Genomic DNA, 11,580 nt, shown 5'->3' with positions numbered 1-11,580 from the left:
GGGGGGGACGCTGGCGCCGGGAATGGATCGGTCAACGCGGTTGTCCTAGTTGGGTTGCGGCGATGGGCCGCACAGGATCGAAGGGGGAGCAGGGATGACGGAGCCGAGCAGACACTGGGACGGGGCAGGGCTGGAACGCAAGATCCGCGCCGCCGGGCGACCCTGGACGGTGGGCGACGTCGCGATGGTCGCTGACGGCCAGTGGGCTGTCGGTGTCCAGTCCGACGGACGGCGAGACGAGGACGCCGTGGGGGAGGGGCGGAGCGCGGATGGACGTCGCGTCGAGTTGACGTTGGACGACCTGGCCCGCGCCGTGGGCTCCCGTATCTGGGACGCCCACCGTGACGAGGACCTCAGCTGACCATCAGCGGTGCGGCCCCAGCGCCGCCACCGACAGGCCGGAAGCGGCCGAAGGAGCGGGCTGATCGGGTGACTGGCCCAGGGCGCGCGAAGCGTGCCCCGAGCGGGCGACAGCGGCCTGGGCCAGCCGAGCTGCCGGGGCCCGGTCCGCGGTCGCGGCGGATTCACGCGCTTCGATCACATGGCTGATGGCCTGAAGAGAAGTCCGGCTCTCGGCTTGAGCGACGCGAAGGTCCGCCGCTGAGCCGGTGATCCGTTCCAGGTCGTAGAAGGCCGGCACACGGCCGGGCCGCGAGAGGGCGTGCAGACGGTCCTGGTGAACAGCCACGGCGGTGTCGGTGACGACCAAGGACGAGCGGATGTGCATCACCGAGCGCAAGAGGGGGTCCTCGCTGGGGCTACGGACCGCGATGGACTCCAGAACTTCAATCGGGCGGCCCCAGGTTTTCTCGATCATGGTCGTGGCCTGATCAAGCGTGGTGGCGTCAGGCATGGTGAACTCCCGGCATTCGAAGGGCGCTTCGGGCGGACGGGTTGTCGCAAAGGGCCGAAGCGGTCAGCGGCTTTGGCGTGAGGGCGTCGGGTTGGCGGGCGGCCTGAACCCGAGAGCGGGCGCAGGGCTGCTCGACGGTTCTGCGCCGAGGCCCCTGTACGACTGCGCGCGGCCATGACCCGCAGGTCGGCGGCTGTCCGAGGAAAACGTGCGGCCCGGTGGACGGCCTGCGTGACCGCGGTACGGCGCACGTCAAGAGGGGTGAGAGCCCGAGGAACCTGGGGGATGGGCGGGCTGACCGGGGTGAGCGAGACCGAGTGCGCGACCTCGCGATCCGTTCCCGTTGGAACCGGCGAGGTACATGGGGCTGACCAGTACCTCTTGGTAGCGGTACTTGTCATTGGGCTGGGGGTTCATGGGCCAGGCTCCGGGCGTGGGGGAACGCGCCCGCGTGCACAGCGGGAAGGGCTGCTCGGGAGCACGCGGGCGCCGTGGCAAAGAGGAGGCGTGTTCGGCTCTCAGCGCCACGTGGATCACCGGCCCCGTGAGGGCGTCGACTGGGCGGTGGCGGTTGCGGGCACCCGCGGTTGCGGCTGCGGCGCGTGGCTGAACAGGGCGCTCGGCGCGGCGGCGCTCCGGCGCAGGGCGGCTGCGGTTCGAGTGTTGTCCGACGCCAGCGGGACTCCGGTGTGGGTCCGGGTGGCCGCCGCAACAGGGGTCGGCGGTGCTGAGCGGTGCCGCGTGGTGACGGGGCCACTCCAGTGCTCGACGGCTGCGTAGACGGGGCCGAGCACCCGCCCGGCGTCGGTCAGGACGTACGGGTCGCCGTGGCGGGGCCCGGTACGGGCGACCAGGCCGTCGGCCTGAAGCCGGTTGAGTCGCTGCCTGGTCCAGCCGTTGTCCAGGCTGGCCTCCTCGGCGATGTGGACGAACCGCATGGGGCCGCCCGCGTGGAGAACCTGGATCACGGCGGTCGAATCCCGCAGGTGCAGACGCCGCACAGCGTCCTCAACGCGTTCGGCACCGGCTACTCGGCCGCCGAGCGAGAGGTTGGCCTGGGACCAGTCGGAAAGGGCGTCGTGCACCCGAGACAGCGATTCGCCGAAAGCGGTGAGCTGATACGGAGCCCCGTGGCGGTCGCCGACTCGGGTGACCAGCCCATCAGCGTGCATCTGGGCCAGCCGCTTGCTGACGAGCTGCTCGCTGACGAAGGGGAGCCTGGCGGCGACGTCGCGCACACGCATGGGGCTGCTCTGTTGCGCCAGGGTCTGCGCCGACCAGGTGGTCCACTTCGGTGCTATCAGGGAAAGAGCGTCCTCGACACGCTGGGCATCGACCGAGCCGATCGTGGTGGCGGAGGAGGAAGAGGTGGCGGACATGGGATGAACTCCATTGAGGCAGAGCGAATTGTGGGATCTGTGACTCGACCGGGTGGTCAGCGGAAGGCGCTCTCGGCTCGAAGCCTCTGGAGCACGACGCCGAGGCGGCGGTTGCTGACGGGGACACCGCGCTTGCGCAGGCCACGCCGCAGGGCCTCGCGGTTGAGGCGCTGCAGGCCGGCAGCGACCTCGCGGGCGATGTCCAGCAGCTCCCGATCGTCAGGAGCAGGGGCGACTCGATGGGCCGACGACCGCCGAGCGGAACTCCGGTCCAGGAGGAGGCGGACATCCAACAGGTCCCAGACCGCTTCCGCCTCGCTCTGTTCCTGGCGTTCGAGGTCGACGACTTCGGTCGCGTACAGGAGAACGAGATCCTTGAAGGCGGGTTCGCCGGAGCGGTGGCCCCTCCAGGCTGCTTCGAGGTTGCGGCGGGCTGACTGGGCATCGGCGCTGGTCTGAGCGAGTCCGTCGAGCCGTCGCAGCAGGATGGGCAGGACGGGGTCGTCGGACCGGCCGGAAGCGAGGCCGCGGTGCAGCTTCTCCAGCGGGTGGCCGTAGCGGTGTTCGACCAGACGGCGTGTGTAGATCACGGTGGACATGGGGGGCGCCCTTTCAACGGGTATCTAGCGGGAACGGAGCGGCCTGGCGGTCGGGCTTGTCGCAGGTGCGGGCGGCGCACCGGGCTGCGCAGTGGCGTTCTGCGCGTTCACTGAGTTGCCTCCATCCGCGCGAGCAGGGAGCGGACCAGGGTGGGCAGGCTCTCGGGTCCGTCGCCGATCGAGACCTGATCGGTCGCCTCGCCGAGGACGTATGCGGCGTCTTCCAGCAGGCCGCTGGATATCTCCATGCAGGCGTCGGTGATCCTGGAGGCGGAGAGCAGGGACTCGGAGAGCACCTCGACGTAGTCGACCGGCGCGAGGCCGGCGGCCTCAGCCGCGGTACGGATCGCCGCCAACTCCAGGGCGCTGAAGGTGAAGTCGAACTCGGCGTTCTGCTCAACACTGGCCCGTGCGGCGAAGGCCGGCTCCGGCGGCTGCGTGGGGATACCAACGCGCGTGCAGATGCGGTCGACCGAGGCGGTCAGCTCCGCGAGGGACTCGGTGAGCCATCCCAGCGCCGATGCGTATGAGGCCAGGGTGAACAGACCCGCTGGCGTGGTGGGAAGAGGATCGTCGGCCACGAAGCCTTCGAAGCGGTCGCTCAGCTCGCAGACGACCCGGGGCCCGGCGGACAGTGCACCGAGCACAGGGTGCAGGTAGGAACGACTGGCGGCCGTCGGGTACTCGGCAGTGAGGATGCTGGAGACGCTGTGCGCAGCCTCGGTGAGGAGGTCGGCCAGTTCGGTACGGGCCAGGGGGGTGCGGTCGGCGGTCATCGCTGGGGAGCCTTTCGAGGAGCGGCAGCAGCGGGTTGGACTGCTGCGGCAGGAGTTGCCGGGACCGCAGTCGGCTGGTCGACTGCGCGGGGCGAGCGGGATCGGGCGGCCCGCACACGCGCCTGGGAGGCGGAGGCTGCCTCGGCGTCCTGGTGGGGGCCGGTACGCAGGTGCGCCGCGCGGTAGACCGCATAGTCCTTCCTGCTGCCGGCGGCGACGAGGTATATCTCGCGCTTGTGGTGCGAGGTCGGCGGAGCCGGGCGGAACTGGATGACCATCCGGTAGGAGACGGACGGATCGACGTACACCTTGTGGAAGCCCGCGAGGCGTCCCTTCAACGGCAGGCAGTCATCGCTGCCGTGAACCAGGTTCTGCAGTTCCAGCAGAGCCAAGTCGCGCATGTCGTCGGGAAGTTCCCGGAGGTCCGCGATGGCATCGGGATGTGCGGCGAAGGCGAAACGGGCGCGGCTCACAGCAGCGGCCCCTGGCCGGGGCGCTGTGCTGGCCCCGGCGGTGGCGTACGGGAGGTGTCGAGTCCCGCCCCCCGCGTCGCGGAGGCACCTGTCGACCGGGCGAGGGCGATGCGGACGACACGGGCCCGGACGACGGCACCGTTGTGATCGCTGTACTCCGGCGGCTCCGGGAGCGGACCGCTGCGGTCGTCCAGCCAGGAGCGGGCGGCACCCTCATCGGCGAAGGCGCCCTCGCGCATCGTGTACGTGTGGGCGTCCGCGTCGCCCTCTTCGAGGAAGACTCGAATCGGTGCCTGGTCGGTGCTGGAGTCCCGGGTCAGGGTCCAGGTCTCGCACGGGTCGAAGTCCGAGGTCTCGCTGGCGAGGACCTCGTACCGGGCGCCCGACTCCCGTATCTGCTGCTCGATCTGGACGGTGAGGTCGTCGGCGGGCTTCATGAAGTTCCCGTCGACCTGAGCGATTGGCCCGGGTGGGCATCCGCGTTTGATCAGCCAGTTCTGCGCGAAGGCCACGGTGGCGTGGTAGGTCGACTCGAAGGTGAACGTGTCCAGGCTGAGATCTCGCGCGACCATGATCGCGACTACCTGCGGATCGCCCGGAATACCCCAGGTCATGGATCGGTCGTGGGCGACGACGAAGGTGTGAGAGCCGTGAGGAACGGTCTGGTGTTTGGCCATGACCGTCAGGTCGTCCGGCCAAAACGCCTCCGCCGCGAGCTTGGAGGCCGCGTCGGCAGGCTCGAAGTCGTCGAGACGGAAGTCGAGTTCGCTGGCCGCTGGGTCGGCGGGCCAAAACCACCCCAGCTCGGCGTTCGCGGAGTCCGCGTCGCCGAGCGCGGAATCGTAGGGGCCGAAGGCTGGTTCGTTGCTCATGCCGCCAGCCCCAGTTGCTCGGGCGCGGGGGTGGTCAGCACGCGGTGGTTGGGCCGGGTCGGGCTCGTCGTGCAGGCGGCGAAGGGGCCGTCGGGAGCGCGGAGATGGACGAGCGTCTGGTCGAGGTGGTCGCGGTGCCACACCGAGGGACCGGACAGGCCGGCCTCGGCGTCGGTGAGCTGCTGCCACGCGAGCCAGAGGGCGTGCAGTCGGGCGACGGCCTCGGGGTGTTCGTGCCACTGCGCGCACCACGGGCGGCTGGTGCTGATCTCCCGGCCGTACACCGGGAGGAACAGGTAGTTCACCCAGTCGCTGAGCGCGGCGATCTCGATCGCGTACGCCTCGCCGCCCAGGGCGAGGACGAACACCGAAGCGGGGCCATCGCCCTGCGCGAAGTCTGCCGGGGCGGCCGGAACGCCAACAGGTGAAGGAAGCTCGGCGGAGGCGGGGGCGGGCTCGGAGCCCAGGCGGTCGAGGATGACGCCGTGCTGCCTGACCTCGGCCATCGTCTTGGCGAGGGTGCTGGCGAGGTCGTCGAGGTCCCCGTCGGGGACGCGGAACGGCTCCGGGTCGGGGGCGGTCGTGCTGGTGTCGGACATGGGGGCGTGCTCCATCTGTGAGACGGCGACATGAGGAAGAGGATCCGGAGAAACCGCGATTTGGCCCGGCCGGGAAAACCCGGTAGTGGGGCGCTACGCCGTCGCGCAGCGAGGGCAGCGCGGGAAGGGCGCAGCCAGCAACTGCACTGCTCGGTGGGCCTGTTGAGGCACAACGCCGTTGCCCAGCGCGGTGAGTTGAGCCGGTCGTCCGAGCCCGGGGGTGGCGGTGACCCAGCCGGGCTCCAGGCCCTGCATCCACTCCACGAAGTCGGCGCGAAGGCGTCCGGCCGCATCGGTGGGCGGGGGCGCGGGGCGGGTGAGCATCTCCCATCGGGTGATGGCGGCTGCGTACGCTCCCCATCGCTGGTCGGTCCTCCGGGTTCCGGAGCCGATTCCGTCCAGAGCGGCAGAACCACTGCCGACAGCGGAGGGCGCCATCCCTTGCCCGGTCGGCGTCCCGGCGTGCCCGTGTCGCGGGCCCGCGGGGTGGACAGCAGCGACGCCGCCGCGCTCGGCAGGGTCATGTCCCCATTGCCGTGGCGCTGGTTGGGCGAGCCCTTGATTCCGTCCGACGCCTTTGGAGTAGGCAGGAGCCACTCCACCTCGTCGGTCAGGTTCGGGCCGTGTCCTCCGCTCTTCCTCTTTGAAGGGTGTTGCGAGCCGCCGTTCTTCGCGATGTTGCTGGTCGGCGTCTTGAACAGCGTGTTCGGCGGGCCAGGCGACGAGGAAAGTGCGCTCGCGCCGGTGCGGGGCTCCGATATCGGAGGCGCGAAGCACGAGCCACTTCGCGTCGTACCGGAGGTCGGCCAGGGATCCGAGTACGGCACCGAGTGCCCGCAGAGGAGGCTGGCCTGGGGTGTTTCCCAGACACCACGGGCAGAATTCCACGTCGCCAGGGGAACCGGCGGGTGAGGTGAGGAGGCCGCGCACATTCTCGATCACCACCAGGCAGGGTCGGAGGGCTTCGACCGCACGGGCGACGTGCAGCCATAGCCCGGAGCGGGTCTGGGCGTTGAGTCCGGCCCGACGGCCGGCGACCGAGACGTCTTTGACAGGGGAAGCCCGCCGTCAGGACGCACACCCGGGGCACGACGGCCCAGTTGACGGTCGTGATGTCGCCCAGGTTCGGAACGCCGGGCCAGTGGCGGGCCAGGATGCGCGAGGCGTTCGGATTGACCTCCGCGTGCCAGGCCAGCGTGCCGCCGAGCGCGGACTGGACGCCCAGGTCCAGCCCGCCGTACCCCGAGCAGAGCGAGCCGATCAGCGGAGGGCCCGCGGCGGTGGTCTGCATGTCACCGACCCCGAGCGATCTGGTCCGCAGGAGCTGCTGCTCCCGGGACGGCAGGCGAAGGCGAAGCGGATGTGAGACCCGCGGTCGCGGACCGGCTACGGGCTGTCTGCAGCCGATGGGACGGGGGCGAGACCGTCGCCGACGTGGCGTGAAGGGAATCGGCGGCTTCGCGTAGGGCCGTGTTCGCCAGGCCGAGCGCGTCATCCGTGACCCGCACAGCAGCCTCCCGCGTGTCCCGGGCATCGGGCTGGTCGCGAAGGTGCTTGGTCTGGTTCAGGAACGCAAGCTGGTGGGCCACTGTCCCGAGAGCGGATGCCGCTTCGCCGGCGGGTCCATGGGCGGCGGCGAAGCCGGTGATGACCCGCGCACTGTGGGGGTCTCCGGGGACCGGGAGCTTGCCGCGCTGGGCATCGAACGCGGAGGCGGTGGCGAGCAGGGCCAGGGCGTCGGAGACCGGGGTGTTGTTCATGGTGAATTCCAAGGGGAAGGACGAGCGACGTAAGGGGGGAGGGTCAGCCGTGTCCGCGAGATGGCGGTCGCACGGCGGCCGGGCTGGGGGCAGACTCCGGCCGTGCCGAGGATGGCGAGGTTGGGCGCGGTGCGCTGCGGGCGAGCGCCGCGTGCACCTGCGCAGGGGGCGGCCCGGTCGGCGAGCGGGCCGGGGCCGTCGGCGTCGGTGCGGGGTGGCCGTTCGCCGCCTGCCAGCGGGAGCGCACTTCATCGAGGGGACCGAGCGCGTGCAATGCGTGATTGATGAGCCGCCCGGGGGCCAGAGCTTCGTTCTCTGCCAGGGCCCGGATAGCACGTGCGGAGGTCGCCGCCGTGCGGGTGACCGACGAGCGCATCACCAGCTTGCCGAGCCATTCGGTGCTGCCTGGGCCCACTCCGTCGCAGATGTTGGTGAGCCGATCGCCGGAGAGCGTCCCGTCGGCCAGAAGCCCACGTCGCTGGGCCTCCCAGAGCAAGGTGACCCGATCGATGGGCTCACCTCGGTGGTGCAGCGCGCCGAGGCAGTGGTAGAGCTGCCCGTGGGCGGGGTCGGCGAAGTCGTCAGGCCGCAGCCAGCCGACGACCTCGTCCACGGCGTTTGGCTGCTCAGCGAGGACGGCGAGAAGGAACCGCTCGTCCTCGGCGACCTGGTCGGCCCGAACCGGCGGTGGCACGGCTGGGACGGTGGTCGGCGGAGCAGTCGGTGCGACCGGGCGTGGTTCGGTGCCCCAGCGCTGAGCGAGATCGCTGAGCACGCCGGTAAGGACATCCGCGTAATGCAGGGCTCCCTCGACTTCGCCCTGCAGGGCGTCGGCGCGAGCCGCCTGGTGAAGGCGGATCGCGTGTTCCGTGACGCTGCGATGGATCGCGCCCTCCAGCACCATGCGGCCGTACACCGGAGCGTGCGCGGGACGCGGGCAGGCCGAGATCAGGGAGTGGGCATACACCGCGGTCAGCCCCCGTACGTGGAGGCCGGCCTCGTTGACTGCATCGGTCACCCAGGAGAGCGGTACGGACTCTTCGGCCAGGGCGGGGTGGCCGTCGTCCCGGAGCTTGCGCAACGCGGCGAACAGCGCCCGGTGAATCGGCCGGTAGAAGTGATCCGGTGCGAGCCAGCCCAGGTGCGAGAGCTGATCCGGGTCGAGCAGCACGGAACCAAGCACCGCCTGCTCCGCACGGAGTAGCGGCGTCACCGCGCACCCTCGATCCAGACACCAGACGGCGTGAGGTATTGCTCGTCGAGCCGTGCGACGGCGTGGTCGGCGGCGGCCGTCAAGGTGGCGAAGCCGTCCAGCGTTCGGCTGAACTCCCCATCGTTGATGGGGACGGAGCCGATGCCGCTGCGCAGGCACCAGACGCCCTGTCGACGCAGGGCGGCCGAGCCAGCCAGCTCGACGTCGTTCGGTGGCTGAGGTGTTGGGTGATGGAAGGAAGACATGGGTGGTCCTGATCGGTGATAGGGGCGGAAAGGTTTCAGCTCGCGAGGTCGAGGTCGTCCCTGACCGGGGTGCCGGAGCGGCAGGACCAGGGTGAGCAGCCCTCGACGTCGCCGTTCTCCAGTTCCGTGTCCGTGATGGCGTCGAAGAGGTCGCCCTGGCGGCGGGACCACTCGTGCGCGGTGACGCGGTCGATGGGCGCCTGGCCGAGTGGCCGGCGGGAGCGGTGCAGGTACGCCTGACCGAGCAGCGGGTTGCCTTCGGCGGTCGCCCTGGCGTTGCCCGAGCGGATCGCGGCGTCGAAGGCGACGACGTCTTCCCATTCGTCGGGGGAGTCGTCCCGCAGCGCCCTCCACTGGGCGTTGCCGTGATACGGGCACCCCAGACATGCGCTCCGGGGAGTCGATGCGAGGCCGCGCGAGCGCAGCAGCCGTAGACAGTCCGCTCGGGAGAAGTTCTGCTCGATCAGGGGGAACCGGTTCTTCATGTAGGCGACGTCAGCGTCTTTCGCCCGGTGGAATTCGTCTACCGAGATGCCGATCCACTGCTCGACGAAGATCCCGGCGGGGATCCGCCGCGGATGCGGGTAGCCGAGCAGCTCGCGCACCTTCTCCTTGATGGGCCGGAGTTTGTACTGACCCGTGCACTGCCTACGCGACATCCCCTCAGTCCCTGCTGGGTTGAGGATGTGCAGCGGCATGGAAGCGAACCGCTTGGCCGGGTCCAGGGCGTCGGAGCGGATGTTGCCCGAAGACACCCGCAGGATCGGTATCCCGGCCGGCGCGGCGATCTCCCGGTCGATCCTGTCGAGGTGCTCGTAGACCGCGCGCGGCTCCCAGCCGGTGTCGGCGAAGACGGCCACGTCCAGTCCGGGCAGGTGCCCTTCGGTAGCCATCAGCAGCAGGCACGTCGACTGCACGCCGGCGCCGAGCGACAGCACCTGCAGGGCGGGGGCGCTCATGCCGACAGCCCGAAGTCGTCACGGCCGTGGGTCTTCGCGAGGGCCCGTTCGGTGATCGCCTTCGTCGCACGGGCCGAAGCCGGGCCGACCACCTTGGCGGACGGCTCCTTGTACCAGGGCCGGAGGTCGAGCATGGCGACCCGGATGCCTGTGGCCAGGAGCAGCGCCTTGCCCTTGGGCAGAGCGCGGATCGCGTCGGGCGGCAAGATCCGCTCGGTGCGCATGCTCACGGAGGTGGACTTGCCGCCGTCGCTGGTCGACACCGAGGTGGTCTGCACGTCGTGGTCACCGACCTGCCTGCTGAGCCGGTCGGCGAAGTCCGCGTCGTCGATACCCGAACCGATGATCTTGACGGTGGCGGCGGACCAGAGGGCGTCCATTCCGGCCTCGCCCCAGCAGCGCTGGCCCTGCCGGTAGGACTGCAGGATCGTCATCGGGATGACGCCCCGGCTGCCCAAGTGGCTGTACAGGTCGGGGAGATCGCTGATTTTGCACACGTTCGCGGCCTCGTCGAGGACGCACAGCGCGGGCGGGTCCAGCCGTCCGCCGGAGCGCTCGGCGACGACCACGGCCGCGCGCATCACGGCGTCGGCCGCTGCTGCGATGATCGCGCTCGCGCTTCCGCCGCCGTCCTTGCTCAACAGGTACAGGGTGTCGCGGGACGTGGCGAACGCGAAGGGCTTGAACTCGGGGAGGTCCTTGGCGGGGGTGACCCACGCTGCGACGTCCGGGTCGAGCAGGCAGCTCGCGTACTGCCGCGCCGTCTCGAAGATTCCGTCGCGGGTTTCCGTCGCGCCGGAGACGGTCCCCTGGAGCTGGGCCGCGACCGCGTCGTGGCCGGCATCGGTGAGCAGGTCGACCGGGGTCCGGTCGGCGGGGGACGCGAGCCAGGCCAGGACGTCGGTGATCGGGCGGTGGTGGCTGGCGGCGGCGAGGAACAGCGCGCCGAGCGTGTTGCTCGCGGCGGTGGACCAGAAGTCGGAGCCGTTCGACTCGTCCACGCTGGCGGCGACGAAGTGCCCGGCCAGACGTTTCGCCCCGGCGAGGTCGCGGGCGTCGGCCAGGATGTCCCACCACATCTCGCGCGGGTGGTGGGCGATCTGCTGCGGGTCGAGCGTCCAGATCGCACCGACCTCGCCCCGAGCGTCCACCGTCGCGGTGAAGGCGTCGTTCGCGGCCTTGTTACTGGTGAGCAGGACCGGGCCGGGCGCCGCGAGAATCGCGGGAATCGCGAGCCCGGAGGTCTTTCCGGAACGCGGAGCCATGATCGCGACGATCACGTCCTCCCAGGACGCGCGGACATGGGCCCGTCCCGGGGAAAGGGCGCCGAGAAGGATGCCGCGGTCGGCAGGGGCGACCTCTTTTACACTCCCGGCCGCTCAGGGACGGCCGCAGGCTCCTGGCCTTGGCGGTGCTCTCCTTGTCCAGCAGGGGGGCGAGGTCGGCCTTCCGGGCGAGGCCGTTCTTCGGGCCGCCGCGCAGGCGCGTCCACAGCACCAGGCCGAGGACGGTGAGGCAGAGGGACAGCAGGCCGGGGATGATCCGGGCGCCGACCAGCAGGGCGGTGGGGCTCAGGTTCGGCCACAGCGCTTCGGGATGAAGAAGTGCGTCAGTGGCCCTGTACGGAGACCAAGGCCCGCTCCCAAAGGAGGAGTTGGTGAGATTGCCGCTCAGCCAGGCCAGCGATCCGAAGGCGAGCGTGATGCCGAGTATGCCGAAGAGGGGGTAGAGGAGCGCGTCCGACCCGGTGGTGGTCGAGGGCGCGCTGGTGCGCGGTGCGGGCATGGTGAGTCCTGGAAGTGAGCGAAGGCGAGTAACGGTGGCGGGGCGCGCGGCGCTCTTCTGCTGGTCA

At 70.5% G+C, this 11,580-nt stretch carries 12 protein-coding genes and 3 pseudogenes; 2 read left to right on the top strand and 13 right to left on the bottom strand.

Going from position 1 to position 11,580, the window contains the following annotated elements:
• Positions 1–94 precede the first annotated feature (94 nt).
• A complete protein-coding gene (locus tag ACFXKG_RS36945; protein ID WP_384848596.1) occupies positions 95–361 on the top strand; it encodes a hypothetical protein in 267 nt (88 codons plus the stop codon).
• Positions 362–364: 3 nt separating this feature from the next.
• Here the strand turns inward: ACFXKG_RS36945 and ACFXKG_RS36940 are convergent, their stop codons facing one another.
• The 9 genes and pseudogenes from ACFXKG_RS36940 to ACFXKG_RS36900 all read right to left on the bottom strand — a co-directional run.
• The gene (locus ACFXKG_RS36940; RefSeq protein WP_384848593.1) at positions 365–853 is read right to left on the bottom strand and encodes a hypothetical protein; all 489 of its coding nucleotides are present in this window, start codon (positions 851–853) and stop codon (positions 365–367) included.
• A gap of 533 nt (positions 854–1,386) precedes the next feature.
• The gene (locus ACFXKG_RS36935) at positions 1,387–2,232 is read right to left on the bottom strand and encodes a winged helix-turn-helix transcriptional regulator (RefSeq protein WP_384848590.1); all 846 of its coding nucleotides are present in this window, start codon (positions 2,230–2,232) and stop codon (positions 1,387–1,389) included.
• A gap of 56 nt (positions 2,233–2,288) precedes the next feature.
• Entirely contained in the window at positions 2,289–2,831 is a 543-nt protein-coding gene (locus tag ACFXKG_RS36930; protein WP_384848587.1) for a hypothetical protein, read from the bottom strand.
• 107 nt (positions 2,832–2,938) lie between these two features.
• Entirely contained in the window at positions 2,939–3,607 is a 669-nt protein-coding gene (locus ACFXKG_RS36925; protein WP_384848584.1) for a hypothetical protein, read from the bottom strand.
• On the bottom strand, positions 3,604–4,080 hold the full coding sequence (locus ACFXKG_RS36920; protein WP_384848581.1) for a hypothetical protein: 477 nt from the start codon (positions 4,078–4,080) through the stop codon (positions 3,604–3,606). The genes ACFXKG_RS36925 and ACFXKG_RS36920 overlap by 4 nt, the downstream gene beginning before the upstream one ends.
• A complete protein-coding gene (locus tag ACFXKG_RS36915; RefSeq protein ID WP_384848578.1) occupies positions 4,077–4,952 on the bottom strand; it encodes a glycosyl hydrolase in 876 nt (291 codons plus the stop codon). Before ACFXKG_RS36915 ends, ACFXKG_RS36920 begins: the two co-directional genes overlap by 4 nt.
• The gene (locus ACFXKG_RS36910) at positions 4,949–5,551 is read right to left on the bottom strand and encodes a DUF4913 domain-containing protein (protein ID WP_384848575.1); all 603 of its coding nucleotides are present in this window, start codon (positions 5,549–5,551) and stop codon (positions 4,949–4,951) included. The genes ACFXKG_RS36915 and ACFXKG_RS36910 overlap by 4 nt, the downstream gene beginning before the upstream one ends.
• A gap of 93 nt (positions 5,552–5,644) precedes the next feature.
• Positions 5,645–6,547, bottom strand: a pseudogene (locus ACFXKG_RS36905) (DNA cytosine methyltransferase); the annotation flags it as partial.
• Positions 6,548–6,668: 121 nt separating this feature from the next.
• Positions 6,669–6,776, bottom strand: a pseudogene (locus ACFXKG_RS36900) (DNA methyltransferase); the annotation flags it as partial.
• On the opposite strand from ACFXKG_RS36900, the gene ACFXKG_RS36895 reads away from it, so the two are divergent.
• A complete protein-coding gene (locus ACFXKG_RS36895; RefSeq protein WP_384848605.1) occupies positions 6,735–6,917 on the top strand; it encodes a hypothetical protein in 183 nt (60 codons plus the stop codon). The pseudogene ACFXKG_RS36900 and the gene ACFXKG_RS36895 sit on opposite strands and share 42 nt — an antisense overlap.
• 437 nt (positions 6,918–7,354) lie before the next feature.
• Here the strand turns inward: ACFXKG_RS36895 and ACFXKG_RS36890 are convergent, their stop codons facing one another.
• The 4 genes and pseudogenes from ACFXKG_RS36890 to ACFXKG_RS36875 all read right to left on the bottom strand — a co-directional run bounded on the left by ACFXKG_RS36890 (position 7,355) and on the right by ACFXKG_RS36875 (position 11,513).
• Positions 7,355–8,524 (bottom strand): DnaB-like helicase N-terminal domain-containing protein, encoded by a 1,170-nt coding sequence (locus ACFXKG_RS36890; RefSeq protein WP_384848572.1) that lies wholly within the window; start codon positions 8,522–8,524, stop codon positions 7,355–7,357.
• Positions 8,521–8,769, bottom strand: a complete 249-nt coding sequence (locus ACFXKG_RS36885) for a hypothetical protein (RefSeq protein ID WP_384848570.1) — start codon at positions 8,767–8,769, stop codon at positions 8,521–8,523. Before ACFXKG_RS36885 ends, ACFXKG_RS36890 begins: the two co-directional genes overlap by 4 nt.
• 35 nt (positions 8,770–8,804) lie before the next feature.
• Positions 8,805–9,728 (bottom strand): hypothetical protein, encoded by a 924-nt coding sequence (locus tag ACFXKG_RS36880; protein WP_384848567.1) that lies wholly within the window; start codon positions 9,726–9,728, stop codon positions 8,805–8,807.
• A pseudogene (locus ACFXKG_RS36875) lies at positions 9,725–11,513 on the bottom strand (type IV secretory system conjugative DNA transfer family protein). The gene ACFXKG_RS36880 and the pseudogene ACFXKG_RS36875 overlap by 4 nt, the downstream one beginning before the upstream one ends.
• Between the last annotated feature and the right edge of the window lie 67 nt (positions 11,514–11,580).

It is taken from the genome of Streptomyces sp. NPDC059255 (genome assembly GCF_042752355.1).
Taxonomy (GTDB): domain Bacteria; phylum Actinomycetota; class Actinomycetes; order Streptomycetales; family Streptomycetaceae; genus Streptomyces.
Note: the sequence above shows the minus strand (reverse complement) of the source record. Positions and strands in the feature narration are given on the sequence as shown.